Source organism: Streptomyces sp. NPDC027189, from assembly GCF_055566975.1.
In genome coordinates, this window is record NZ_JBVHRI010000041.1 from 18751 (window position 1) to 44184 (window position 25434).

Sequence of the window (25434 nt, forward strand, 5' to 3'; positions counted from 1 at the left end):
GTGAACACCCACCGATTCTCCGGCACTCTCCACCTCCCCGGCGACGAGGACTTCGCGCAGGCGTGCTTCGGCAGGGTCTTCAACGCCCGCCGCCCGTACGACCGGACGCCCGCCGCCGTACTGAAGGCCGCCACCGAACAGGACGTCGTCGAGGGAGTACGACTGGCCCTGCGGCGTGGCTGGCAGGTCGCCGTCCGCTCCGGCGGACACAGCTGGGCGGCATGGTCGGTACGGCAGGACGCGCTGCTGATCGATCTCGGGAACTTCCGCGAGATGGCGTACGACCCGCAGACCGGCATCGTGACAGCGACGCCCAGCGTGAAGGGCGGCGACGAACTCAACCCGTACCTTGCCGAGGCCGGGCGCTTCTTCAACGGCGGGCACTGCCCCTCCGTCGGCATCGGCGGCTTCCTGCTCCAGGGCGGTCAGGGCTGGAACGCGCGCGGCTGGGGCTGGGCGGCGGAGAACATCGTGGCGATCGACGTCGTCACGGCCGAGGGCGAACTCGTGCGTGCCGACGAGACGCAGAACAGTGACCTGCTCTGGGCGGCGCGCGGCGCCGGGCCCGGGTTCTTCGGAGTCGTCACGCGCTTCCATCTGCGCACCCGCCCCCTGCCGAGGCACCTGGCGCACACCGTCCACGCCTACCCGCTGGACCTCTTCGACGAGGTCATGACCTGGCTGCAGGGCATGCACCACACGGTGTCGGACCTGGTGGAGATCGTCGCCGTCACGCAGACGCCACCGGGCGCGGAGGAACCGGTGCTCCTGGTCACGGGCGTGTCGATGACCGACACCCCCGAGCAGGCCGCCGATGCCCTGGCCCCGCTGCACGCCAACCCGTACGCCGACCGGGCCCTGTTCCGCGTCGAAGCGCAGCCCACCACGCTGGCCGAGCAACTCGCGGGTCAGCGCACCGCCAACCCCGAGGGCCACCGCTACCTCGTCGACAACGCCTGGTTGACCGGGCCGGCCGAGGAGGTCGTCCCGGCGATGCGCAAGGCGTTCACCGAGCAACCCACCCGGCAGACCTTCACCATCTGGTTCTCCATGGCGCCGATGCGTGAACTGCCCGACATGGCTTTCTCGTTGCAGTCGGAGATCTACTGCGCGACGTACGTGATCCACGACGAGCCGGAGCGGGACGCGGAGCTGCGGGCCTGGCTGGACGAGGCGATGACGGCACTGCAGCCGGTGACCGTGGGCCAGTACCTCGGCGACTCCGACCTCACCGTACGGCAGTTGAAGTTCATGGGTGACGAGCAGTGGCGCAGGCTCCAGGAGATCCGCGACGTACGCGATCCCAAGGGCCTGTTCGTGGGCTACCTGAGCGCAGGGTCTGTCACCAACACCAACCATTGGGAGCAGTGAGGCATGCGTTTCGCGACATACGAGTACGAGGGCGTGGAGCGCGCCGGTGTGGTCCGGGACGGGGTGGTGCACCCGCTTCCCGAGCAAGTCACCGTCCTGGCGCTGGTCGAGCAGGAGGTCTTGTACGCCGCGGGGGCCGAAGCGCTCAGCGCCGCCAGCGAGCTGACGGTGGATCAGGTGCGGCTTCTGCCGCCGCTGAAGCCGCCGTCCATCCGGGACTTCGTCGGTTTCGAGGCACACATCGAGGGGGTGTCCAAATCGCTGGACGGCCTGGAGCACGTTCCGGAGGAGTGGTACCGGGCGCCGAACTTCTACTTCACCAACCCGCACGCGGCATACGGCGCGCACGACGACGTACCCGTTCCCGCGGGCTGTTCGGTTCTCGACTTCGAGCTGGAGGTCGGGGCGGTCATCGGTCGCAGCGGACGCGACCTCACGCCCGAGCAGGCGCGCGAGCATATCGTCGGCTACCTCGTCTTCAACGACTGGTCGGCGCGCGACCTGCAGAAACCGGAGAAGAACCTGGGCCTCGGCTTCTCCAAGGGCAAGGACTTCGCGAACACGCTCGGCCCGTACCTGGTCACCGCCGACGAGGTGGAGGACAGGCGCGACCCGGACGGCTTCCTGGACCTGGAGATGGCCGTCACCCTCAACGGCGAGCTGATCGGCCGGGACACCCTCGCCAACGTCTCCTGGACTTTCGAGGAGATGATCGCCTACGCCAGCCGGGACGCCTGGGTGCGCCCCGGGGACGTCCTCGGCTCGGGCACGTGCGGCTGGGGCGCGCTCGCGGAGCACTGGGGACGCCTGGGGGAGCGCACCCCGCCGCCGCTCACGCCCGGCGATGAGGTGGAGCTGACCGTGGAGCGGCTGGGGACGCTGCGCAACCAGGTCGTTCCGGGGCGCGCGGACGTCTACCTCCCGCGAGCGAGGAAGCGGGGGCGGACGCCCCGACCCTAGGACGTCGAGCTGTGTGGGGCCAGTGCCCAGCTGTTCGGGCACTGGCCCCTTGACGTGCGGGTATGGCCCCGCCGAATGGCTTTCATCGCATCTTGGTGAAGGTTCGACCCAACTCTTTTCCAGACCGCAATATGGTGGTTACGCTCCCGATTCGCCGATGCTTCACAGACGTGGCCCGAAGGGGACATCCGTGATCCTGGGAGCGATCGACCTCAATCTTCTGGTGGCGCTGGAAGCGCTCCTGGAGGAGAAGAACGTCACCCACGCCGGTGTGCGCCTGTGCACCAGCCAGTCGGGGATGAGCGGCTCGCTGGCCCGGCTGCGTCGGCACTTCAACGACGAGCTGCTGGTGCGGGTAGGCCGCGAGTACGAGCTGACGCCGCTCGCCGAACGGCTGCTGCCGATCGTCCAGGCGTCCCTGCACAAGGCGGAGGAGGCGCTGTCACTGACCCGGCACTTCGATCCGGAGCACAGTCGGCAGCGCTTCTCGGTGGTGATGTCGGACTACGTGATGACGGTGTTTGTGGAGCCGCTGCTGCGGGTGATCGCGCAGGAGGCGCCAGGCGTCCGCATCGACTTCCATCCCATCGTGGACGGGCAGCTGGAGACGGAGACGCACCTGCGGTGCCACGACCTGATGATCGTGCCGCTCGGTTACCAGCTCCCAGGGGTGAGCGAGGCCGTGATGCACGACCGGTTCGTTTGTCTGGTCGACCCGGACAACCCGCGACTCGTGGATGGGCGGCTCGGCCTGCGGGACCTTGCGGAGATGCCGCACGCCGCGTGCTCGATCGGCAGGGGCAACACGCCCGTCGGCCGTCAGCTGGAGACCCTCGGCATCACCCCGAAGGTGCAGGTCAGCACACCTGGCTTCAGCGTCCTGCCGTTCCTGGTCAGCGGCACCGATCTGGTCACTCTGGTGCCGGAACGGCTCGCCCGCCGCTATGAAGGCTTCGCGCGCTGTGTCGCCGTCCCCACGCCGTTCCCTGACGTACCGCTGGTCGAGGCGATGCACTGGCACAACAACCGGCACGCGGACCCCGCGCACCGCTGGCTGCGCGAGACCGTACGCAAGGTCGGCGCCTCGCTGGACGAGCCGCTGGACCAGGAGATCACCGCCGTTGATACCACCCATGCCGAACATCCGTTTCCGGAGCTCAGCTCGGCTTTCTAGCGTGGTACGGGAGACATCCCGTATCCCCTGGAGGAGCCGTGAGCCCCATGCGCCTGGCAGGCCGTACCGTCGTCATCACCGGAGCCGCACAGGGGCAGGGAGCCGCCGAGGTGACGGCCGCGGCCCAGGAGGGCGCGCGTGTGGTGGCCACCGATGTGCTGGACGAGGCGGGCGAGAAGCTGGCCGCGTCCCTACGCGCCGACGATCTCGACGTGCGCTTCCGGCACCTGGACGTGACGTCGCCCGAGGACTGGTCGGCGCTGGCGTCGTCGCTGGAGACCGTGCACGGGCTGGTGAACAACGCGGGCATCCCCATGCGAGCCCGCCTGGGCGAGGTCGACCTCACCGACTGGAACCGGGCCTTCACGGTGAACACCACCGGCGCGCTGCTGGGCATCCAGGCACTCGCCCCGCTCATGCCCGTCGGCGCGTCGATCGTCAACGTGGGCTCGGTCGCCGGCCTGACCGCCCACCACGCGGTCGCCTACACGACCAGCAAGTGGGCCCTGCGGGGCCTGTCGAAGGTGGCCGCGCTGGAACTCGGCCCCCGGGGGATCCGTACGAACGTGATCCACCCCGGCTACATCGAGACCCCGCTGATGGCGACGGCGAACCCAGTGTTCGTCGAGGCGCATCTGTCGATGACACCGCTGGGCCGCGCCGGCCACACGGACGAGGTGGCCCCCCTGGTGGTGTACCTGCTGTCCGACGAGTCGGCGTACGTCAACGGCGCGGAGATCACCGTCGACGGCGGGTATGCGGCCCACGGCGGAGTGAAGGCGATCACGAACGCGCTGGACACCCGCTGAACTCTGACGAGCTGGCAGGACCACGCTGCCGTTCCCTCGGCTCGATCAGCCGGTCATGGCGCAGCCGGACGACGACACTGGTCTTCCCCGGCTCCGCGTACGCCTCGCCGCACGCCCCGTCCACCGTGAGCGTCTGATCGGCCTGCCGGCGCGCCGACGGCGGGCTTGCCGCTGTCGGGCCGTGGACGGACGGCCGCGGGGCCGTGCTTGTCTTCCGACAATGACCGTCCCACTGACGCGATCACCCCTCCGTGCCGTAGCACGGAGGGGTGATCGCGTGTGGAGTGAACGAAAACGGACGCCAGACGTGGGTCGGGCGCGCACGAGTGAGCGTGCGCGCCGCGGACATGGCGTCACCGCACATGTGAGGAGGCCAGGGCTTCGGCCCTGGCCTCTTCTTCGCTACGTTGCCCGCTACACGGACGCGGTCATCTGGATCGCCGGCTCGCCCGCGCCGACCGCGGAGCGGGCGGTGCTCTTGCGGACCAGCAGCAGGGTGAGCAGCGCGCCGAGCAGGGAGGCGCAGCCGCAGACGATCACACCGAGGGCCATGCCGTGGGCGAGGGCGGTCTGGGCGGCGGCCTTGGCGCTGTCGCTGCCGACGTTGACCACGGCGAGCGGTCCCGCCGCCTGCTGTATGCCGGCGTCCTTGCCGCTGAGCCTGCCCACCAGCGCCGAGGAGGCGGCGCCCATCGCGATCGTGCTGATCACGGCGGGGCCGAGTCCCTGTCCGAACTCGCGCACCAGGCTGGTGGCGCCGCTGGCCATGCCGGTCATCTGGATGGGCACAGCGTTCACGGCGGCGGACGTCAATGAGGACACGACGCAGATGAAGCCGACGCCGAGCAGCAGCACCGGGCCGAGGAAGGCCGTGAGGGAGGTCGTGGTGATGGGCAGCGCGGCGATCCAGAACTGTCCCGCGGCCATCGGCAGGAGACCGCCCATCAGCAGCCAGCGCGGCTCGACGCGGGTGAGCATCTTGCTGAGCACCGGCGCCAGCAGCAGCGGGATCAGCTGGAGGATCATCAGCGGCAAACCGGCGCGCAGCGCGCTCAGGTGCATCACGGCGCCGAGCCGGATGGAGACGACGTACGCGGTGCCGACGAAGCCGAACATCCCGGCCAGCGCGACCACGGCCGCCGCCGAGAACGACGGGATGCGCAGCAGGTCCAGGTTGAACATGGGCGAGGCGGCACGCTTCTCGGCAGCGATGAAGGCGACGAGCGCCGCCGTGGCCAGGGCGAGCGCGCCGACGATCGCCGGGCTGCTCCAGCCTCGCTCGCCGCCCTCGATGATGCCCCAGAGCAGGGCGGTGAGGCCGACCGCGATGCTGATCTGGCCCGGCCAGTCGAGCGCGCGACCCTCGGGAGCCTTGGAGTCGGTGACGAGGAGCCAGCACGTGACGCCGACGGCCAGTCCGAGAACGACCGGCGGCACGAACGCCCAGCGGAAGTCGGCGATCGTGGCGAGCACACCGGAGGACAGCGGGCCCGCGGCGGAGGCGATGGAGATGCTCAGCGCCCAGGTGGAGACGGCCTTGGCCCGGTCTTTCTGATCAGGCGTGGCAGCCGCGATCACCGCCAGGGAGCTGGGGAAGAGCGCGGCAGCGCCGATGCCGGCCAGCGCCTGCCCGACCCACAGCATGGTGATGTTCTGGGCGGTGGCGTTGAGGAGTTCCCCGAGTGCCAGGACGATTCCGCCGAGCACCAGAAGGCGCTTACGGCCGAACAGGTCGCCGACCACACCGAAGTTCAGTTCCAGAATAGCGGTGGGGAGAATGAAGGCCGAGGTTACCCATGCCACCTGGGACCCCGACGCCCCGAAAGCGGCCTGAATATTTCCGTTGATCGGCGCGGGCACGGTAATGCACAACTGTGCCACCGCCACGGCGAGACAACACGCGATAAGTGTTCCGCGGTCCAGTCTTCTCAGGGAGATCGACTCTTTCATTTTCCGTGCCCTCGCTCTGCGTTCTTGAGGTGGGTTCCGACTTGCTTTTCCATGAGTTCGATGAGATTTCCCTCGGGGTCGCTGACCCAGGCCATGCGCACGCCGGGCTCGGGGGACGGCCCGGGTTTCACGATCTCGCCCGCCCCGTGGGCCAGGAGGGCCGTGTAAACGGGGTCCAGTTCGGGAGTGGTGAGCGCGACGTGGCCGTATCCCTCGGTGAGGGCGGCGGTCATCGGGTCCGGTGCCCGCAGGCCCGGCGCCGAGCCGGGGCGGGCGAGGAGTTCGACACGCCAGCCATGGGGATGTTCCAGTACGGCACCGCGCAGCCCCGGGATTTCAAGGTGGAAGTCGAAGACGAGCTTCAGCCCGAAGGCGTCCTGGTACCAGGCGGCCTGGGCTGCGAGATCGCGCACGTTGACGCCCACGTGGTCGAGTCGGGTGGTCACGGCCGCTCAGCCCGCCATCGCGCTGTCGCCGCCGTCGGCCATGAGGTTGGCGCCGTTGACGAAGGCCGCCTCGTCGGAGCAGAGGAAGGCGGCCGCGCGGGCGATGTCCTCCGGTTCGCCGACCCGGCCGACCGGGATGCGCGCCTCCATCCGGGCCCTGGGCCCGTCGGGGTCGTCGAGGAAGGGCGCGGTGGCGGAGGTGCGGATCATGCCGGGGGCGATGGTGTTGACGCGGATGCGGTGCGGGGCGCCGGCCGCGCACAGGTGCTTACTCATCGCCAGCACTCCGCCCTTGGCGGCACCGTGCGGCACCATCGGCAGGAATGGCGCGCCGCGCACGGCGGCCACGGAGGCGACGTTGAGGACGGCCCCGCCACCGCGCGCGATCAGGTGCGGCCAGGCCGCCCGCGTGCAGAAGTAGGGAATGTCCAGCTCGTTGCGGAGGGTGAAGTACCAGTCCTCGACGGGCTGGGTGTCGAACGGACCGTTCCGCAGCGCGGAGGCGTTGTTGTAGAGGATGTCGATCCCGCCGAAGGCCGCGATGCCGGCCTCGATCCACTCCCGGGAGCCCTCCTCGGTGGAGAGATCGACGGGCGCCAGGGACCGCATGACTCCCCCGGCCTTCTCCACGATGTCGACGGTCTCGGCCGCACTCTCCTTGTCGATGTCACAGCCGAATACAGCGGCGCCTTCAGAGGCGAATATCCGGGACGCGGCACGGCCTATTCCGGCTCCTGTTCCACTGATGAAGGCGATTTTCCCATCCAGTCGACCCATATGACTTCCTGTGTCCCTTGTCCCATTCCGCCCAGGCGCGGTGGTGGCAGCGTAGGGAGGGGACTGGGCTGTAACAAGAAGAAGGTCAGCGATAGGGCATCGGACGTTCGTATGGCAGGTATGGGCGGTGGCTCACAGCCGCACGGAAAGCGTCCGTACGCCGTTTTGCCCACGAGGCCGGTTGACGGAGCAAGTCACCTCGGAGCAAGGCAAGTTGCCACCTGGGAAGCGCGCGAACAGCCGCTCTGGCGCCGTGACCGCACAGATGCCTGACCTGGGGGGACAGAGCTGAGGGCGGTACGCGGTTCGGCGACGACAGTCGTCGTTGGCGAGCGCGTCGAGGTCGCAGGTTGTCTGCGTAGGGTTGGACCGCACGCCGGATCCGCCGCCGGCCGGGGGCGGGGAGCGGGTGTGGGGTTGACGCGCCCCCCCCGCCGTGCCCAGCACAGCACCCACGTCGATTGAGGAGCGGCGCACAGGGTGGCCGTGTCGGACGTGGTCCGGCCAACGGACATCACACTCAGGCGGAGGGCAGCCGGGTCGGTGAGGCGACCAGGACCTCGTCTCCGGAACGCTTGATGAAGACCCGGATGTACCCCCGGGCAAGGTCGGCGGCGTCAAGCACCGCCGCTGACCTTGGTGTCGGAGGCGTCGTTGCCGGCGCCGACTTGGTGCCGGACAGCGGTCTGCCGCCAGGGCCGGTGATCGGGCAGCGCCGGGTGCGTCGTCGGTGGTGGGCAGGTGGACCGCTCCGCGTCCGACGGACCACGCGTCCTCACCGGCCGTGTCGGTACCGCGAGCGCCACATCCAGGGGGGGCCTTGCCCGGATCATGCACCGCCCGCGGCTTGCGCCACGATGCCAGCGCCGCCGATATCGCCTGATCCAGACCGGTCTTGCGGATCGTCTCCACAAGCAGCACAGCGCCGGCCTGGGAGACCACTCCGCGCCCACCGCTTTCGGTACAGACACGCGGGTAGGACCCGATACGCTTCTTCACCTGGAGAGTGCTTCTTTCATGCGACGACCTGGACCCTAGACAAGTCCTATCGTTGCAGGTCAGGAGCACTCTCCGCGTTTTTGATCACCCACCGGACGCCCTGCCACGTGAAAGCGCGAGGCTAGTGGAAGCTCGAGTGAGGAACCTGTTGGGGATCTTCGCGTTGAGATTGCTGATGGCGGCGCGTCAGTGCAGTGCGACCTCGCCCGCGTGGACGGCACGCATGGCGCGCTCGACGGTCTCCTGATTTTCGCCGACCGGAGCCACGTAGTCGATGACGTCGCGCGCGGCGTCCTCCCCGAGCGTTCGGGTGATCACCCATGTGGCGAGATACTGGGACGCCAGGCAACCGCCCGCCGTAGCGATGTTCCCCTCGGCGTGGAACGGCGCGTCCAGCACGGTGACGTCGCAGGCTTCGACAAAGGGCCGGGTCTTTATGTCCGTGCAAGCCGGCATGCCATCCAGCAACCCGAGCCGGGCGAGCACCAGCGCGCCGGAGCACTGCGCACCGATCAGCTGTCGCGAAGGGGTGAGCAGCAGCCTGGAGATCAGCCGGTCGTCGGCGACCACGTCGCGCGTCTTCACCCCGCTACCGATCAGCACGACGTCGGCTTCGGTCACGAACTCCATCGGGCGCTGCCCGGTGACCTCGACGCCGTTCATCGACGTGACCACCGGTGTCGGCGTCGTGATGAAGGCTTCCAAACCGTCCTTACGGCACCGGTTGATCAGCGCGGAAGCGATGAAGCTGTCGAGCTCGTTGAACCCGTCGAAGGTGACCACGGCTACCTGCATCACAACTCCTTCAAGTCGGCATCAGATCTGGAGTCTCCCTGGCGCGCCGTTCCCGGGCGAGAGCCAAACAGCGGCTGGTGGCATGCCTACCGGCGCTCTTCGTTTCGGGCTGTGCGCCTGAGTACCTACCGTACGCCGACCTGCCGACCTGCCGACCTGCCGACCTGCCGACCTGCCGACCTCCGAGCACGCCGACCTCCGAGCACGCCGACCAGGAAGGTCGAGTCGCCCTCCTTCACAGCAGCCGCGCTGGAGTCCGGGGTGCCGTCCCGGCTGCACCCCGACGCACTCGTCGCGCCCCTGGCGTATCGGGAAAGCCGACACGGCATGAGCCGCCGTCCTGATGTGCGACAGCTCGGAGCAGGTCGGCGGATCGGGGTTAACGTGACGGGGTGGAGATGTTGCATTTGCGCTATTTCGTTGCGGTTGCCGAGTAGCTGAATTTTTGGCGGCGGCCCGGCGACTGCACATGGCCACTTCGCCGCTGAGCCAGCGGATCAAAGACCTCGAGCGGGAGCTCGACCACCGGCTGTTCGAGCGCGACACTCACCGCGTCGCACTCACGCCGGCGGGCGAGGCGCTGCTACCGCTCGCGCGGGAGGTACTGGAACAAGTCAATTCCATTCCGTTCCGGCGGCGCGAGGCGGCCCGGCCGGGACGCAGCGCCATGTTCGTGGGCATTCCTTCCGGGGTGCACCCGAGGCTGAGGGAGCTCGTCAACACGCTCGCCGAGCGCGTCGACGAGTGGTGTGAGCTCCTGCGCTGGCCCGGCACCTCCAAGGCTCTGGTCCTGCTGCCTGGCCCGACGCGCAGGTCGGGCCACTACTCCAGCGGGGCTTCACCATTCCCGCTGGAGTGCTGATTCGTTCAACGGCGACGAAATGCGTACCGTGTCAGGCATCAACGTCATGGGTGTCAGGTGTCGGCAATTCGAACCACACCGTTTTCCCTCGTCCGCTGGGTGAATTGCCCCATGCAGAAGCCAGCGCGGAGACGATGACCAGCCCCCGCCCTCCCTCGGCCTGGTCCTCCTCGCGGGGAACCGTCACGGCTTGCGCGAGATGCGGATCGCTGTCACGGACCTCGACACGTATGCGTTCGGGATACTTGCGGACGTAGACGTACACGTCGCTGTCGCCGTGGACCAAGCCGTTGGTGACGACCTCCGACACCAGTAGTTCCTCTTCATCAGCCATGGCGGACAGCTCCCACCCCTGCAACCACTCGCGCAGAAGCCTGCGTGTCCGCTGTGCTCCCAGCAGATCGCGCCTGTGGATTCTCAACTGACGTACATTGCGCTGAGCTTCAGCCGAGGGGCCCTCGTAGGCGACCAGGAGCAGGGCGGCATCATCGGCGTGCCGCAGGGGTGACTTGCTGAAACCCCTGATGAGTCGGTCGCCGACAGACTCGAGATTTCCGGGGTCGTCGAAGGCCGCGCTCACCACTCCTGGGTCCACGTCGCTTCCGATACCGGCCAGACCGTCCGTGTAGAAGGCGAGCAAAGTTCCTGGCTCGAGTTGCAGGTCCGTCACCTTGAAGTCCGTCTCGGGGTCGATGCCGAGAGGTATACCTGCCTCGACGGAGAGGGGTGGCATGCGGCCGTCGGCCATGCGCATCAGAGGCGGTGGGTGTCCAGCGGTGGCTACCTGGGCCCTGCCGGTGTCCGCATCGAGCCAGACGCAGCAGCACGTGGCGAAGAGGTCGGTGTCCAGACCGATCAAGAGCTGGTTGGCCCGGCCGAGCACGACTCCGGGATCGTGTCCCTCGGTCGTGTAGGCGCGTACCGCGCTGCGTAGCTCGCCCATCACCACGGCAGCGGCCGTGTTGTGCCCCTGAACGTCCCCGATCACCATCACGACCCGGTTCTCGGGAAGAGTAATGAGGTCGTACCAGTCTCCCCCGAGTTCGATCCCGCTGGTCGCCGAGGCATACCTGCTGGTGCTCACCACCCCGGCCGGCTGGGGCAGCATGGATGGCAGCAGTGCGTGCTGCAGGTCATCGGCCAGCGCGTGCCGGACTTCGTCCATCTGGGTTCGTTCCACCGCTTGACCGATAGCCGTGGCCAGCGCTGACAGCGGCCCCTGCCCGGCGATGATGTCTCCGCGCTCGTCACCGAACGCCATCGACAGTGCACCGACCGCCCTCCGCCCGGCGAGCAGCGGCAGGATCACCCAGAAGCACTCCTGGTCGGACATCGGCTCGGGCAGGCGTCCCGCTGTCTGTGCATCTGCGGGGACGTACACCAATTGCTGCTGACGGTCCACCGCCTCCGTCTCGGGCATGCACTGCCCGAGCGGTGAGCCGTTCAAGGTGCGCACCAATTCGTTCGCACAACCCGCTGCACCTGCCACGGTGAGCCGGTTTCCGTCGATGAGGCAGATGACGGCTGCTTGGGCCTGCAATCCGTCCATGACCCGCTGCATGGTCATCTCGACAGCGTCTTGCGTGTGAACCGTGGTCGCCAGGAGTATGGCGAGTTGGTGAACGTGGTAGATCAGCGGAGTGGTCGATGAGGTCACGCCTTCGGCTCCCGCCCCCCGGTCTTCCACGTCGACGACGTGCGGGACCCTGGGTGGAGCCATCGATATCCCGCGATCGGCCAACCGATCCAGGTCGCGGGCCAGTGACGCGGCTGCAGCGGTCAGACGCTCTCGTTCCGGCTGAGTGGCCTCGACACCAGCGCGCTGCCAAAACGCCGTGAGTGTCCCGAAGCGACGGGTCGGCGAGAAGAGTGGAGCGGCTGCACCCCCCAGCGGGAAGGAAGCGAAGACTGCCAGGCTGGGGTGGCCCGCCAGGATTTCCATATTACTGGCGACTTCCACACAGCCCGACTGCCATGCCCGTGACGACGCGTAGCTGTTGTCCTCGAGGGATATACGTTCGAGCGCTCCCACTCCCAAGGCGGTCAGCGCCGCTACCGCAGAATGCAGTTCAGACGTTCCCGGCACCTTCAGAAAGACTGTCGCGGCCGACGCACCCAAGCCGCGAACAACTTCCTCGGCCGCCGAGAGGAGCAGCTGATCCCTGTCCCGCGTTGGTGTAGGAAGACGCTTCGAACCCGGCGGAATGGCCCCATGTCGTTGCATCTGTTTCGCCGCCCAACTGCCGTTGGTTCCGATGCTCGCCTCATTTTACTTCCGCCGTCCGACCCGCTCCGACGCTATGTGATCACCGGAGCCGAGGGCAGCGGTGACGATGTGTCGTCCAAGTGCGACCAAGTCGGGGACGGCCGGGCCGACTACTCCCACGAGCAGGGGCGACATGCGGTGACGCGCAGGCGGTGACGGCCCCGGTCGGGCAGCTGCTGTGGATCTCGCCCGCGATGCTCGGCCGTGCCCACGACCTGACGGCAGCCCGCGCCCACCGGAACATGCGCATCTGCGAACGCGAGGGCATCCCGGTGATCGCCTACCGCTCCTGCCTGGGCGGCGAGGCGCCGGCGCAGGCCCGTGGGCGACGACACCGGTCAGGCGTCCGCCAGGCCACGACCTGTCGCCGACCCGGCGCACGGTCGACCACGTGCTGTCCGCGGCACGAGCGCCGGTGGAGCGGCGTGTGGCTCGCCTGGAGTCCTGGCGCATCTTCCACGAAGCCCGGTTCAGCTCGCATCGAATGTCGTCGATCGCCGCGGCGGGAGACGCGCCTGCGCCCACCTATGGGCGAGTTCTTCGATTGGACCGCAGCCCGGGGTTCACCAGCGAGGGGCACCTTCGGCAAGCTGAAGATCGCCCCTGCCGAAGGAGAAGTTCTCGTTCGGTACCGGAATCAACGCGACGAATATGTCGTCGGGGGAGACGTCGAGCGCCTCGACCACCAGCTTGTTGATGGCCGCGCTCACTGCCCGCTTGTCCTCAAGGGGCCGGTGAGCCCCCAGGAGTACCGTGATGATCATGGCATCGCTGCTGCGCTGCATGCCCATGAACGTCGGATCCAGGAACAGTTCGTTCTCCCGGTGTTCGCTGATCATGATGAAGCGGTCGCCTTCGGGAATGCCGAGTCCCTGCACCAGTGACTGGTACGGCGACGCTCATCTCGGCGACACGGGCGGCGTGCCGGTGGTGCTGCAGCACTCCGGCTGCGGCGGCCATGTCGAGGTTGAGCTGCGCTGTTCCTGCGGGCACGAGGTTGCCTGTGCCGAAGTGGAGCCGACCCCGGGCCCCGGCGCCGTATGGGTGTCCCTCTGACGTGAGGCGAGGTCGGCCTTGACCGGCCGGCCGTCTCCTCCCTTCACGGAACGTCAACTTAAGTAAGATATGAAAGGGGTATACTTCTTTTGCCGTCTAGATAGCACGCCAACCGCGGAGGTGATCCTGATGAGCTGGTCGGCCACGGTTCGCTACGGCATGGAGCCGGCCCCGGAGGGGCTTGCCTTCGTGCAGGACCTCATGAACACCATCTCCGCCGGCAAGCCGCGCACCAAGGACCTGCTCGCAGACCCTGTCGATGCCCGGACCTGGCTCGCACAGGCTCTGGCGCAATGGAGCCGATCCACCGGCACCCCTGCGGCCGGGATAGAGCTCGGCCCGAACGACCACGAGGAGCTTCGCGCCTTTCGTGACGAGCTGCGCCGCACAGCGGGGCACGACAGTGATGGCGCACTTCCCTCGCTGCACACCGCGGCGGTGGCCCTGCAGCTCGGCGGGAACGGGCAGGTGCGCCCGGAGCCCCGCGGTGCCGGGTGGCGGCGGGTGGCGGCGCTCGCCCTGATCGAGGTCTTCCAAGCCCAACGGGTGGGTACCTGGCAGCGGCTGAAATTGTGCCGTTACGAGCGATGCGGGACGGCCTTCTTCGACCGGTCACGCAACAACAGCGGTGTCTGGCACGACGTCAAGATCTGTGGCAACGCGGCGAATCTGCGTGCCTATCGGGCACGGCAACGAGCCCAGAGCGCGTCGTAGGCACCGATTGCGGCTCTGGCTCAACTTGTGCACAGTTTGAGCCAGAGCCGGATCAGGCGCGCAGGGTGACGCCGAAACGGGTCTTCATCCGGCGCAGTTCCCACAGCGAGACGGCGGTCACCGACAGCGGCCCGCCCAGCGTGGAGCAGAACTGGACGATAGGCGGGCCCCCCGGCATGCCGTCGCCGATCAGGTTGAAGGCCGCGAACACCCACACCAGCGTCAGGGTGAGGACGGGCGGCAGCATCGGGTGGACCTGGGCGCTGTTGAAGGCACTGCGGGCCGAGTACAGCGACGCCATGAAGAAGAAGGGAAAACCCCACACGATCACGATCAGCGAGGCGACGGCCAGTACGTACTCCCACCAGCTCTTCCCGTCGTCGGCGTCGACGGTCAGGGCCGTCGGGACGAGGACTGCGCCCATCACGACCAACGTCAGCACGTACCAGCCGACCGCCTTGAGCGGAGCGCGCAGCCGGGAGCGCAGATGCGGCCGCAGGTGCGGGGGCGCGTAGTAGATGAATCCGATGATGACCAGGGGCGCGGCGATGATCAGCACGAACGGGGCGATGATGAGTTGGGCGGCACCGCCTTCGGCCGCGTCCTTCCAGCGGTTCGGGTCCACGTTGTAGGCGAGGATCAGGGCGATGGTGGCGGCGGCACCGAGCACCGTGCGGGCCAGCTGGACGCGGTCCACGGTGCGGTCCTCGACCCGGCCTTCGCCCTCCTGCGCGAAGAGCCTGGTGGCAACGCGGTGCGCGGAGCGCAGGATCGCGCCGACGAGCCCGAAGGGAGAGCCGAACGACAGGCAACCGCGGCGGCGCCGGGCGGCGGGCCTCGTAGGCTGGGGGCCGTAGGGGTACGAAGGCTGGTTCGGGTACGGGCCCGGATTCGGTGGTGGCGGACCGTAGGGGGCGCCCTGCGGTGGTCCGTAGGGAGCGCCCCAGCCGCCCTGGCCTCCTGGTCCGTTGCCGCCAGGCTGACCCGGGCCGTTTCCCGGGCCCCATCCCCCCGTAGCCATGCCGCTCCCCGTTCATTCTCGGCCAGTTGCTGTGTGTGTCCTGTGGTGCCACGGCGCAGTGTAGTGGCACATCGGGTGACAGAGGCCGTGTTCGTTGCCGGTCGCGCCGCTTGGCCCGTCGCGCCAGATAGGTGCATCCCCGTAAGCCTCCGGCGAAGCGCCGAGGCCCGTCAGGGCGCCGACCGGACCGAGGTCGGGGGTGCCGCGGGGCCACCAGTCGTCGTGGCCCGGTTCCGACTCGACGCGTACCACGACCCGTCCCGGCCCAGGCGGAGTTCGACATGCCCGCAGGGGTGGGTGAGGTGGTCGCGCCAAGGGCGGAAGGCCGGCAGGCCGGCGGCGAGGAGGAGCGGGCGGGCGCACTGCCCCGAACTCGATGCCCTCACCAGGCACGTTCGTTCCTTCGGGGCGATGCTCATCGAGCGCCAGGGCGAGCGCCTGCCAGACCGGCTCGACGCCGTCCGGCAGGACGACCTGCCGAGCCTTCACACCCTCGCCGCGGGCATCGACCGCGACCGCGACGCCGTCATCGCTGGCCTCACGCTGGCCTGGAACTCGGGTGTCGTCGAAGGGCATGTCAACCGGATCAAGCGCCAGATGTTCGGCCCTGCCGGCTTCCAACTCCTCTGCAAACGCGTCCTGTTGTGGTGACGGAGCGTGGCCACGTCACAGAAGTTGAGCCAGAAACCGACTTGCGACGTCGTTTCGACATGAGATTGGGAGTCGCACGCTCGCACGAATAGGTGATGTTCACGAGAACGGGAGTCAGCCGCAACGGGCCTGTTTCCGGGCGTACCCGTCACTGCCCGGTTCGGAAGGTGAGGGGAAGTTGGGACGCGGTCGGTGGTGCGAACAGTGCCTGGACGGTTTCGGTGGCCAGGTCGCGCAGCCAGGTGTGGGCGCGGTCGGCGTCGTAGCGCTGGTGCCACAGCAGGTACAGCGGGATGGCGGGCATCTGGAGTGGCAGGGGCAGTGTGATCAGGCCGAGTTGGTCCCGGGCCGTGCGGGTGACCGTGTCGGGAAGGGTGAGCACCAGGTCGGTGTCGGGGGCGAGTTGCAGCGCGAAGGCGACGGTGGGCGCTGCGGCGACGACGCGGCGTTCGTGCCCGCGCGTGGTCAGGGCGTCGTCGATCGGGTCGCGCAGGCGTCCGCGCCGCGAGACGGTGAGGTGTTCGGCGGCCGCGTAGCGCTCGAGGCCGAGCGGGCCTTCGGTGAGTGGGTGGCCGGGGCGGACGGCGACAATGAGCTGGTCGCTGCCGACGAGGCGGTGGCGGATGTCGGGGATCGTCGGCCGGCTGGAGCTGGATTCGAGGTCGACCTCGCCCCGTCGCAGCTCGGGGGTGTCCGTGCCGGATTCGGCGGGCAGGCGCAGCTGGACGCCGGGGGCTTGGCGGTGGATGGCGGCGATCAGGGCCGTGCCGCAGGCGGCGGTCAGGGCGTCGTGCCAGCGCACGGTGAACACCCGCTCCAGAGCTGCCAGGTCGAGTTCCTGCTGTGCGGACAGGAGTTGGTGGGCCTGCTGCACGAGGGTGTGGACCTGGGCGCGGAGGGCCAGCGCGCGGGGGGTGGGGACCATGCTGCGGCCGGTGCGGACCAGGATCTGGTCACCGGTGGCCCTGCGGATACGGCCCAGGGAGCGGCTCATCGCCGGTGCGGTGACGTGGAGGCGGGCCGCGGCGCCGGCGACACTGCCCTCTTCGAGCAACGCGTCCAGAGCCGTGAGCAGGTTCAGATCCAATTGCATGAGAGTAACTCTACGAGTGAAAAGCATGCACTTGTTGTTAATCGTCAGGCGGCCTAGTTTCGGAGTGCGGGTGCGAGACAAGCCGCTCCGCAGTCACCGAACCCCCAGGGAGCCCGCCATGAGTACAGCCATGCCTTTCGACGCCGGCACGACGCTCATGTCCGATGTGACAGCCGCGGTGAAGACCGCCGGCCTCACGCTGCGCGACCGCTACACCCCGCACGCCCGAGGCGTGAGCTTGAACGAGGTCGTCGATGAGATCCACGCCAACGACGACGCGGTGCTGGACATGCTGCGGGAACCGCTGCTGCGGGCCCGGAGTGGATCGCAGTGGGCCGAGGACGAGCTGGCCGGCGGCGCGCTCCCGCCCGGGGAGTGGTGGGTCGTCGACCCCGCCGAGGGCAACATCAACCACGTCCACGCCATGCCGGAGTGGGCCGTCACCGCCACCCTCGTCCGCGACAACCGGCCGGTACTCACCGTCGTCCACCTGCCGCTGACCGGCGACACCTACACCGCCGTCGCCGGCGGCGGCGCCCGCCTCAACGACCGGCCCCTGAAGGTGTCCGCCAAGACCGACCTGGGCGCCGCGCTCGTCGGCACCGGTCAGGCCAAGCCCGGCGAGGACAAGAACACCTTCCGGCGGATCGGCGAGTCGGTCACCGCCATGCTCACCGACGCACTCGTGGCGCGCGTGTCCGTTCCCGCCACGATGCAGCTCATCCACGTCGCCGCCGGGCACATGGACGCGTTCTGGCAGTTCTCCGACGTCCGGTCCGGCCTGGTCGCCGGTGCCTTGCTGGTTTCCGAGGCAGGAGGCGCCGTCACCGACCTGGCGGGCGAGCCCTGGAGCACGAGCAGCCGAGACTTCCTGGCCGCCGCCCCCGGCATCCACGCCGCCGCCCTCGACGTCCTGTCGCCGATCGTCTGATCGCGAAGCGACCTGTTCCCCTTCCTCCTTTTCGACACCGCAAGGAGCATCACCTCATGACCAGCATCGGAATCCTGGGCGCCGGTCGCGTCGGCGCCAGCCTCGCCGGCAAGCTCGCCGCGGCCGGACACCACGTCATCCTCGGCCGCCGGAATCCAAAGGAGCAGACTGGAGCGCCCACCGAGGCCGTCAACCCCCGCATCTCCTTCTCCGACCAGCGCACCACCACCCGCACCGCGGACATCGTGATCAACGCGACGCCCGGCGACAGCGCCCTGGACCGCCTCACCGACCTGCGCACCGAACTCGCCGGAAAGATCCTCGTCGACGTCTCCAACGCCACCCGCGACGCCGACGGCCTGCCCGGCGACCTGTGCTACCCCGGCAGCAGCCTCGCCGAGCAACTTCAGGCCGCCCTCCCCGACACCCGTGTGGTCAAGACTCTCAACACCATGTTGTTCATGGTCATGACCGCCCCCGAAATCCTGGCCACCCCGCCGACCGTCTATGTCTCGGGCAACGACGAACACGCGAAGAAGACCGTCACCGGCCTGCTCGGCGACCTGGGCTGGCAGCCCGCATGGATCGAGGACCTCGGAGACATCGCCACAGCCCGCGCCACCGAGGCCATGATCCTGGTCGTGCCCCACATCCTGCGCCGACACGGCTTCAAGCCCTTCGCCGTCTCCCTCTCCCGCTGACCGCACCAGGGCCGGGTTCAGAGCACTGCTCCTCCGTCCTATCCCTCCGCCTCCTCCGGCAGTGGGCGTATTCGGCGCAGCGCCGTGCGGTATCGGCGACCGTACCGAGGCGAACGGACCGTTCCTGCACAACCGGTTCGCCGACGACGCCTGTCATTCCACCGAGCTGAGCCCCGGTTTCATCGAGGAGGTTCCTCATGATGGAACGCAAGGATGTTGAATTCGAAGCCGACGGCGGTGTCACACTGCGCGGTTGGCTCTTCCTCCCGGGCGGGCCGGGTCCGCATCCGGCGATCACCATGGCCCATGGCTACGCGGGGGTCAGGGACCACGGGCTCGAGCCCTTCGCGCGAGCCTTCGCCGAGAACGGATTCGTCGTCCTGCTGCACGACCACCGCACTTTCGGGGCCAGTGACGGCGAGCCGCGGCAGGACGTGGAACCCTGGCAGCAGATCGCCGACTGGCGGCGCGCCGTCTCCTACCTGGAGAGCCGGCCCGAGGTCGATGCCGAGCGGATCGGCCTGTGGGGCACCAGCTACGCCGGCGGCCACGCGATCGTACTGGGTGCGACGGACCGTCGGCTGCGGGCCGTGGTCTCCCAGGTCCCGACCATCAGCGGGTACGAGCAGGGACTGCGCCGCGTCGATCCCGACGCCCGAGCAGGCCTCGAGGAGTCCCTCAACGAGGACGAACGGGCACGGTTCCGCGGCGAAGCTCCGCGCACCGTGGCCATCGTCAGCAGTGATCCCGCGGTGCCCACGTCGTACCGGTCGCAGGGAGCCATCGACTTCTACCTGCAGCCGAAGTCCGACGGTGTGTGGGAGAACAAGGTCACGGTCCGTTCGACCCGCGCGGCTCGCATGTACGAGCCGGGAACCTGGATCACGAGGGTCTCTCCCACACCGCTGCTCATGGTGGTCGCTCTCAACGACACGGTCACCGTCACCGACCTGGCACTCGCCGCCTACGAACGGGCGCTCGAACCGAAGCGGCTGCAGTTGCTCCCGGGCGGCCACTTCGACCCGTACACCACCCAGTTCGACCAGTCGAGCGCCGCCGCCCTCGCCTGGTTCCGTGAGCACCTCACATGACAGGCCAACACGCCCACACTGGTCCCGAACGACCCGCAGCAGCGACCGTGTCGTCTTCGGGCACGCCGAAGGCCCGGATTTCAGCTTGGGCGGCCGGGTGAAGCGTGCCCCGGTACTGACCCATCCGGCCGAACCACCAGCTCCACTCCCGGACCGAGAACGGAAAGCACGGTAGGAGACCAACGTGAATGATCTGCTCACCAAGGTGATCGAGGCCCATGGCGGGAGCGAACGCTGGGAGGAACTGGCCCAGGCGCAGGCCACCCTTGTCAGCGGTGGCGACCTGTTCGTCATCAAGGGCCTGCCGCAGGATGCCACGCCGCGCATGATGACCGTGAGGCTGCACGAGGAGCACGCCTCGGTACAGCCCTTCGGCGCTCCCGATCAGAAGACCGACTTCACGCCCGGACGAGTGAGCATCGAAAAACTCGAGGGGCAAGTGGTGGCCGAACGCAAGGACCCTCGGACGTCATTCTCCGGACACACACTGGAGACCCCTTGGGACCCGCTGGACCGCGCCTACTTCAACGGCTATGCGTTGTGGACCTACCTCACCACGCCCTTCCTGCTCGCCATGCCCGGGTTCACGGTCACCGACATCGAGCCGTGGCGGGAAAGAGATGAGGTCTGGCCAGGTCTGCGCGCCACCTTCCCACTCCAGATCGAAAGCCACAGCACCCACCAGGACTTCTACTTCGGTCCCGACCGGCTCCTGCGACGCCACGACTACCACGTCGACGTGGCCGGCGGCTTCGCCGCCGCACAGTACGTCTACGACTACGCAGAAGCGGATGGCATCGTGCTGCCCACCAAACGCCGGGCTTACCGCCGCGACACCGACGGTCGCCCGCTCATGGACCAGGTCATGGTTTCCATCGACCTCAGCGACATCCACTTCACCTGACAGAGCCTTCGGTCGATGTCTCCGCTTTGCCTGTGAATCCGCCGTCTTCGGGAGCCATTGGCCCAGCTCTTCTGCTTGTAGATCTCCGTCAAACGCCCGATGGCCTTGTCCTGGGTCGCAAACCGCCCCCTCCACCTCGTTCCCGGCCGCCGACCGGTACCGGATCCCTTAACGGTGGGGGCACTTCGGCCACCGCGAACGCGGATGCTCGCGCGCCCTGGAGAACGAGCCCATCCCACGAGCCAACGAATCCCGTGCCACTGCCAACCGACTCCTCGCGTCTGATGCCGGCGCTTTGCTGACCGGAAGTGGCCCCGCCGGACGCTGACCTGCGGAAGCAGCGGCGAAGTTCGATAGGTGGTGGAACTTCATCGGCCGCACCCAGGAGGACATCGAACAGGCACGCCAGGACTGGATGACGGGCTCGCGCTTCGGCGACGTGAAGACGGGCTCGCGCTTCGGCGACGTGGAGACGGGCTCGCGCTTCGGCGACGTGGAGACGGGCTCGCGCTTTGGCGACGTGGAGACGGACTCGAGCTTCGGCGAAGTGAAGGGGTACGACGGTGACCCACTGTCTGCTCCTGAACTCCCGCCTGTGCCGCTGAAGTTGCGCGGAAGGGTGCGTTGACCTGGGATTAAGATTCCGCGGCGGTTGTCTCGGGGCGCGTCTTTTTCGTCAGGTCAGAACGGGCCGTGGAGACTGCCGAGTCTGTCGGTCAGACGCAGATTCTCGGAGTAGTCGACGGGGCAGGCGATCACGGAGACCGTGTCGTCGTCGAGGGCGCGGCGCAGCACAGGCAGGAGTTGGTCGGCGGCCTCGATCGCATAGCCGCGCGCGCCGAAGCTCTCGGCGTAGGCGACCAGGTCCGGGTTGGTGAACCGGGTATGGCTGTGGCGGCCGAGTTCGAGTTCCATCTTCCATGTGATCAGGCCGTATTCCTCGTCCATCAGAACGAGGACGACCAGCGGGACTCGTTCGCGGACTGCGGTCTCCAGTTCCTGGGAGTTCATCAGGAACGAGCCGTCGCCCATCATCGCCAGCACCCGTCGGTCCGGTCGGGCCAGCTTGGCGGCGATGGCGCCCGGTAGCGCGAAGCCCATGGTGGACAGGCCGTTGGAGACCAGGCAGGTGTCCGGCTCGTAGGTGGGGTAGAGCCGGGCCATCCACATTTTCCCGGCGCCGGTGTCGGCGAGCACGATGTCGTGGCGGTCCAGCGCGGTGCGGACATCGGTCACCACGCGCTGCGGCACCAGGGGGAACGCGTCGTTGTCGCGTCCGTACTGGAGTTCTTCGTCGAGCAGTGTACGGATCTTCTCGCTGCTTCCCGAGTCGTAGGTGAGTCCGTCGGGCAGTGCTGCCGCGAGTGCGTCCAGCGCCTGCGCGGGGTCACCTTTGACGCCCACTGCGACCGGGTAGTGGGCGTCCACCTCGGCGGGGCAGCGGTGCACGTGAACGATCCGCTTGTCGCCGTTCGGGTTGATCTTGACCGGGTCGAATTCCTGGATCTCGTAGCCCACGCAGATCAGCACGTCGGCCATGTCGAAGCCGAAGTTGCCGTAGTCGTGGCGCATGAAGCCGACCGCGCCGAGGGCGTTCGGGTGGTCGTCGGGGAAGACACCCTTGCCGTGGAACGTGGTCGCGACCGGGATGTTCAGCCGCTCGGCGAACCGCACCAGGGCGGCCGAGGCCCCGGCTCTGGCGGCACCGTGACCTGCCAGCACGACAGGGTGCCGTGCGGCGGTGAGCACCTCGACGGCCCGTACGATCTGGGAGGGCGACGGTGCGTCAGCGCGCACCGTGTCGATCTGCAAGGGTGCCGACGGCTCGGCGAGACGCTCTGCTTCGATGTTCTCCGGCACCGCCAGGAACACGGCGCCGGGGCGCTCGCTCTGCGCGGTCTTGAACGCCTTGCGCGTCATCTCCGGCACCGCGTCCGGACACTCGATGCGGGCCGCCCATTGGGTGACGGGAGCGAACATCGACACCAGGTCGATGACTTGGTGCGACTCCTTGTGGGTACGGCGCAGCGACCCCTGAGCGGCCAGGGCCACCATCGGCGTGCTGTTGGTCGTCGCGTCCGCGGTACCGAGCAGCAGATTGATCGCGCCGGGCCCCAGCGTGGCCGAGCACACTCCGGCCCGGCCGGTCAGCCGCCCGTAGATCTCCGCCATGAACGAGGCGGCCTGTTCGTGACGTACCAGGACGTACCGGATCCCGGAGTCGTTCAGGGCGTCGACGAAGCGGATGTTCTCCTCACCGGGAATCCCGAAGACGTACTCCACGCCCTCGGCCCGCAGACAGCGCACCAACAGGTGCGCGACGTCCTCCACTGCTGCCGTGCTCCGCGACCCGGTCGCGCCTTCGGTGTCCATGAGACGAACGTAGGCACGCTCGCCTGCCCCAGCCACTCATCAGCCGCCGGCCGGAGTGGCCGGTGGTGGGCACCGACCCGCGCCTGAGCTCACGCACCGCGAGGCACCGCAGGGGCCATTCGGAGGCGTTGTGGTGGCGCCTGCCACGGGCCGGCCCGCACGCTGGATCCGGATGTGGACGCGCCGCCGCGCACCGTGCGGCGGCAGGGCTCTGGGAGGACCGTGTGACCGCTTCGTCGCCCGCCACCGATGCACCGCCGGCCCAGTACGACGACCTGCGGGCCCTGGTGATCAACTGCACCCTCAAACGCTCGCCGGAGCCGAGCAACACCCAGGGACTGATCGACCGCAGCACCGCCATCATGGACGCACAGGGAGTGCACGTCGATGTCGTACGGGCCGTGGACCGCGACATCGCCACTGGTGTGTGGCCCGACATGACGGAGCACGGCTGGGAGACGGACGCCTGGCCGGACCTCTACCAGCAGGTCCTCGCGGCCGACATCCTCGTGCTGGCCGGCCCCATCTGGCTGGGCGACAACAGCTCCGTGATGAAGCAGGTGATCGAACGCCTCTATGCCTGCTCCAGCCTGCTCAACGAAGCCGGACAGTACGCCTATTACGGCCGCGTCGGCGGCTGCCTGATCACTGGCAACGAGGACGGCGTCAAGCACTGCGCCATGAACGTCCTTTACAGCCTGCAGCACCTGGGTTACACCATCCCTCCCCAGGCGGACGCCGGATGGATCGGCGAGGCAGGCCCCGGCCCCTCGTACCTCGACCCCGGCTCGGGCGGCCCGGAAAACGAATTCACCAACCGCAACACCACCTTCATGACCTGGAACCTGCTGCACCTGGCCCGGGCGTTGAAGGATCTCGGTGGTATCCCCGCCTACGGCAACCAGCGAACCGCCTGGGACGCCGGCTGCCGCCACGACTACGAAAACCCCGAGCACCGGTAGGAGAACCTGCGCGATCGCCGCGTCGGCGTCGGCCGCCGCGGCCCTACCGTGGGTGGACGGCATGCCCTGCACCAGGGCAGACTCCAGAACTCCGGACCCGGGCCCGCGACGACCACGGAGCCGGCGGTGTCAAGCACACCCTCACCCCCTGCCGGCGGCGACGTCCGGGGAGTTCCGTACCTGGCGGAAACTCACCCGTCCACACAGCGAGGCAGCACACCGGCCACCTCAACCGTCCGTAAGCGGACGATACGCCCACAGGGTGGCGATGGCTGCCGATGCGGCGGCGTTGCGGGCGGGGAGCTGTTCCCGCGGTCCATCGACTCCGCGGGCCGGGGGTACTCGGCGACCCTAGCGATGCGGGCCCCGGCGGGCGGCGTCGGTGTCCCCGGTGCCCTCTCGCGGCGCCGTACCGTCCAGGCAGAGCGCGAGGACGGCCCGGTCGTCGTTGTCGGACGTCGCCGACCAGCGTTCGGTGTCGGTCCGCAGGAACGACACGACCGCCTCCGGGTCCGGGGCGTGCTCGCCGCGGAACCGTTCACCGAGCCGCCGCAGGACCGGGTAGAAGAAGCCGTCCGCGTCGCGCGCCTCGCTCACTCCGTCCGTGTGCACGACGAGCACCTCCCCGGGCCCCAGCGGGTGCACCGTCGTGTCGTCTCCGCCTGCCGCCAGGACGCCCAGGCCCAGCGGCAGCCCGGGCGACGTGACCAGCCGGCGGGCGTCCTGCGGGCCGATCACCAGCGGCGAGGGGTGTCCACGGTCGACGATCCGCACCTCGCCGCCGCCCGGCGGGAACTCCAGCACCAGCGCCGTCACGAAAAGCTCGGGGTCGCCCTCGTCACCCGCCGGGCTGTTGAGGGCGATGCTGAGCTCCAGCCGCTCGGCCAGACTGCTCAGGCTCTGCCACTCGTGGGCCGACACCCTGAAGCTGCCCAGCACCGCCGCGACGGTCTGGACCGCATCCAGCCCCTTGCCGCGGACGTCGCCGATGATCGCCCGTACCCCGAAGGGCGTCTGGCATACGTCGTACAGATCCCCGCCGACGAGCGTGCCGCCCTCGCCCGCCTCGTAGAACCCGGCGGCATGGACGGGGCCGAGCCGGTGCGGCACGGGCCGCAGCAGGGTCCGCTGCATGGCTTCCGCGACCGAGTTGGCCCGGATCAGGTGCCGCCGGGTCCGCTCCCGCTGCCAGGCCAGCGCGACGCTGGCGACACCGATGAGGAACGTGGCGACGTACACGGCGACATGGTGCTGCTCGTCGAAGTGGCCGGGGCGGCGGGCGGCCATCCACATCTGCAGGCCCAGGCACACCACGGCCGACAGCGCGGTGCCCCGTGGGCCGCGCGTCGCGGCCGCGAGCGGCGGTACGGCGATGAGCATGAAGCTCACCGGTTCGCGGCCCCTGACGATCACTTCGGCGAGCACGTCCACGGCCACTGCGATCAGCGGCAGCCACCACGCCCACCCCCGGAGCGGGGACGGGGGCCGCAGCCTGGCACGTAGGCTTCCGCGGGACATGGCGCGCGCC

23 protein-coding genes and 3 pseudogenes are annotated in these 25434 nt (G+C 68.7%); 14 read left to right on the forward strand and 12 right to left on the reverse strand.

What is annotated here, in order from left to right; all coding sequences use genetic code 11:
* The 4 genes from ACZ4RZ_RS46335 to ACZ4RZ_RS46350 all read left to right on the forward strand — a co-directional run bounded on the left by ACZ4RZ_RS46335 (nt 1) and on the right by ACZ4RZ_RS46350 (nt 4314).
* The gene (locus ACZ4RZ_RS46335; RefSeq protein WP_467753602.1) at nt 1–1371 is read left to right on the forward strand and encodes an FAD-binding oxidoreductase; all 1371 of its coding nucleotides are present in this window, start codon (nt 1–3) and stop codon (nt 1369–1371) included.
* 3 nt (nt 1372–1374) lie between these two features.
* Nucleotides 1375–2331, forward strand: a complete 957-nt coding sequence (locus ACZ4RZ_RS46340; RefSeq protein WP_467753603.1) for a fumarylacetoacetate hydrolase family protein — start codon at nt 1375–1377, stop codon at nt 2329–2331.
* Between the two features lie 190 nt (nt 2332–2521).
* Nucleotides 2522–3505, forward strand: coding sequence for a LysR family transcriptional regulator (locus tag ACZ4RZ_RS46345; protein ID WP_467753604.1), 984 nt, complete (start codon nt 2522–2524; stop codon nt 3503–3505).
* Nucleotides 3506–3543: 38 nt separating this feature from the next.
* Nucleotides 3544–4314: an SDR family NAD(P)-dependent oxidoreductase gene (locus ACZ4RZ_RS46350; protein WP_356949169.1), complete on the forward strand. Its 771-nt coding sequence runs from the start codon at nt 3544–3546 to the stop codon at nt 4312–4314.
* A gap of 414 nt (nt 4315–4728) precedes the next feature.
* On the opposite strand, the gene ACZ4RZ_RS46355 is transcribed toward ACZ4RZ_RS46350, so the two are convergent.
* The 5 genes and pseudogenes from ACZ4RZ_RS46355 to ACZ4RZ_RS46375 all read right to left on the reverse strand — a co-directional run bounded on the left by ACZ4RZ_RS46355 (nt 4729) and on the right by ACZ4RZ_RS46375 (nt 9281).
* On the reverse strand, nt 4729–6264 hold the full coding sequence (locus ACZ4RZ_RS46355; protein WP_467753605.1) for an MFS transporter: 1536 nt from the start codon (nt 6262–6264) through the stop codon (nt 4729–4731).
* The gene (locus ACZ4RZ_RS46360; RefSeq protein ID WP_467753606.1) at nt 6261–6710 is read right to left on the reverse strand and encodes a VOC family protein; all 450 of its coding nucleotides are present in this window, start codon (nt 6708–6710) and stop codon (nt 6261–6263) included. Before ACZ4RZ_RS46360 ends, ACZ4RZ_RS46355 begins: the two co-directional genes overlap by 4 nt.
* A gap of 6 nt (nt 6711–6716) precedes the next feature.
* Nucleotides 6717–7487 (reverse strand): SDR family NAD(P)-dependent oxidoreductase, encoded by a 771-nt coding sequence (locus tag ACZ4RZ_RS46365; protein WP_467753607.1) that lies wholly within the window; start codon nt 7485–7487, stop codon nt 6717–6719.
* Between the two features lie 791 nt (nt 7488–8278).
* Nucleotides 8279–8486: pseudogene (locus ACZ4RZ_RS46370) on the reverse strand (IS1380 family transposase); the annotation flags it as partial.
* A 186-nt stretch (nt 8487–8672) separates the two neighbouring features.
* A complete protein-coding gene (locus ACZ4RZ_RS46375) occupies nt 8673–9281 on the reverse strand; it encodes a DJ-1/PfpI family protein (protein WP_467753608.1) in 609 nt (202 codons plus the stop codon).
* A 469-nt stretch (nt 9282–9750) separates the two neighbouring features.
* Between ACZ4RZ_RS46375 and ACZ4RZ_RS46380 the strand changes: the two genes are divergently transcribed.
* Nucleotides 9751–10143: a LysR family transcriptional regulator gene (locus tag ACZ4RZ_RS46380; protein ID WP_467753609.1), complete on the forward strand. Its 393-nt coding sequence runs from the start codon at nt 9751–9753 to the stop codon at nt 10141–10143.
* A gap of 31 nt (nt 10144–10174) precedes the next feature.
* On the opposite strand, the gene ACZ4RZ_RS46385 is transcribed toward ACZ4RZ_RS46380, so the two are convergent.
* Together ACZ4RZ_RS46385 and ACZ4RZ_RS46390 are read right to left on the reverse strand one after the other, a co-directional pair.
* The gene (locus ACZ4RZ_RS46385) at nt 10175–12262 is read right to left on the reverse strand and encodes an ATP-binding SpoIIE family protein phosphatase (protein WP_467753611.1); all 2088 of its coding nucleotides are present in this window, start codon (nt 12260–12262) and stop codon (nt 10175–10177) included.
* A gap of 710 nt (nt 12263–12972) precedes the next feature.
* Nucleotides 12973–13287, reverse strand: a complete 315-nt coding sequence (locus tag ACZ4RZ_RS46390) for a tautomerase family protein (RefSeq protein ID WP_467753613.1) — start codon at nt 13285–13287, stop codon at nt 12973–12975.
* Here ACZ4RZ_RS46390 and ACZ4RZ_RS46395 point away from each other — a divergent pair.
* Entirely contained in the window at nt 13271–13465 is a 195-nt protein-coding gene (locus ACZ4RZ_RS46395; RefSeq protein ID WP_467753614.1) for a hypothetical protein, read from the forward strand. The genes ACZ4RZ_RS46390 and ACZ4RZ_RS46395 overlap by 17 nt on opposite strands.
* A gap of 129 nt (nt 13466–13594) precedes the next feature.
* Entirely contained in the window at nt 13595–14179 is a 585-nt protein-coding gene (locus ACZ4RZ_RS46400) for a CGNR zinc finger domain-containing protein (RefSeq protein WP_467753645.1), read from the forward strand.
* A 52-nt stretch (nt 14180–14231) separates the two neighbouring features.
* Here ACZ4RZ_RS46400 and ACZ4RZ_RS46405 read toward each other — a convergent pair whose 3' ends face one another.
* Both ACZ4RZ_RS46405 and ACZ4RZ_RS46410 read right to left on the reverse strand, forming a co-directional pair.
* The gene (locus tag ACZ4RZ_RS46405; RefSeq protein ID WP_467753616.1) at nt 14232–15200 is read right to left on the reverse strand and encodes a hypothetical protein; all 969 of its coding nucleotides are present in this window, start codon (nt 15198–15200) and stop codon (nt 14232–14234) included.
* A gap of 147 nt (nt 15201–15347) precedes the next feature.
* Nucleotides 15348–15559, reverse strand: a pseudogene (locus tag ACZ4RZ_RS46410) (SWIM zinc finger family protein); the annotation flags it as partial.
* Between ACZ4RZ_RS46410 and ACZ4RZ_RS46415 the strand changes: the two are divergent.
* Nucleotides 15555–15851 (forward strand): annotated as a pseudogene (locus tag ACZ4RZ_RS46415) (ISL3 family transposase); the annotation flags it as partial. The pseudogenes ACZ4RZ_RS46410 and ACZ4RZ_RS46415 overlap by 5 nt on opposite strands.
* Nucleotides 15852–15999: 148 nt before the next feature.
* Here the strand turns inward: ACZ4RZ_RS46415 and ACZ4RZ_RS46420 are convergent.
* A complete protein-coding gene (locus tag ACZ4RZ_RS46420; protein WP_467753617.1) occupies nt 16000–16944 on the reverse strand; it encodes a LysR family transcriptional regulator in 945 nt (314 codons plus the stop codon).
* A 118-nt stretch (nt 16945–17062) separates the two neighbouring features.
* On the opposite strand from ACZ4RZ_RS46420, the gene ACZ4RZ_RS46425 reads away from it, so the two are divergent.
* The 5 genes from ACZ4RZ_RS46425 to ACZ4RZ_RS46445 all read left to right on the forward strand — a co-directional run bounded on the left by ACZ4RZ_RS46425 (nt 17063) and on the right by ACZ4RZ_RS46445 (nt 21199).
* Complete coding sequence (locus ACZ4RZ_RS46425) at nt 17063–17875, forward strand: inositol monophosphatase family protein (protein ID WP_467753618.1); 813 nt, start codon at nt 17063–17065, stop codon at nt 17873–17875.
* 56 nt (nt 17876–17931) lie between these two features.
* Entirely contained in the window at nt 17932–18576 is a 645-nt protein-coding gene (locus ACZ4RZ_RS46430) for an NADPH-dependent F420 reductase (protein WP_467753619.1), read from the forward strand.
* Nucleotides 18577–18773: 197 nt separating this feature from the next.
* On the forward strand, nt 18774–19667 hold the full coding sequence (locus ACZ4RZ_RS46435) for an alpha/beta hydrolase (protein WP_467753620.1): 894 nt from the start codon (nt 18774–18776) through the stop codon (nt 19665–19667).
* A 184-nt stretch (nt 19668–19851) separates the two neighbouring features.
* Entirely contained in the window at nt 19852–20571 is a 720-nt protein-coding gene (locus tag ACZ4RZ_RS46440) for a hypothetical protein (RefSeq protein WP_467753621.1), read from the forward strand.
* Between the two features lie 415 nt (nt 20572–20986).
* On the forward strand, nt 20987–21199 hold the full coding sequence (locus ACZ4RZ_RS46445) for a hypothetical protein (protein WP_467753646.1): 213 nt from the start codon (nt 20987–20989) through the stop codon (nt 21197–21199).
* A 53-nt stretch (nt 21200–21252) separates the two neighbouring features.
* On the opposite strand, the gene ACZ4RZ_RS46450 is transcribed toward ACZ4RZ_RS46445, so the two are convergent.
* Nucleotides 21253–22944, reverse strand: a complete 1692-nt coding sequence (locus ACZ4RZ_RS46450) for an acetolactate synthase large subunit (protein ID WP_467753622.1) — start codon at nt 22942–22944, stop codon at nt 21253–21255.
* A gap of 224 nt (nt 22945–23168) precedes the next feature.
* Here ACZ4RZ_RS46450 and ACZ4RZ_RS46455 point away from each other — a divergent pair, with 224 nt between their 5' ends.
* Nucleotides 23169–23906, forward strand: a complete 738-nt coding sequence (locus ACZ4RZ_RS46455) for a flavodoxin family protein (RefSeq protein ID WP_467753624.1) — start codon at nt 23169–23171, stop codon at nt 23904–23906.
* A gap of 351 nt (nt 23907–24257) precedes the next feature.
* On the opposite strand, the gene ACZ4RZ_RS46460 is transcribed toward ACZ4RZ_RS46455, so the two are convergent.
* Nucleotides 24258–25424: a PP2C family protein-serine/threonine phosphatase gene (locus tag ACZ4RZ_RS46460; protein ID WP_467753625.1), complete on the reverse strand. Its 1167-nt coding sequence runs from the start codon at nt 25422–25424 to the stop codon at nt 24258–24260.
* Nucleotides 25425–25434: the final 10 nt, after the last annotated feature.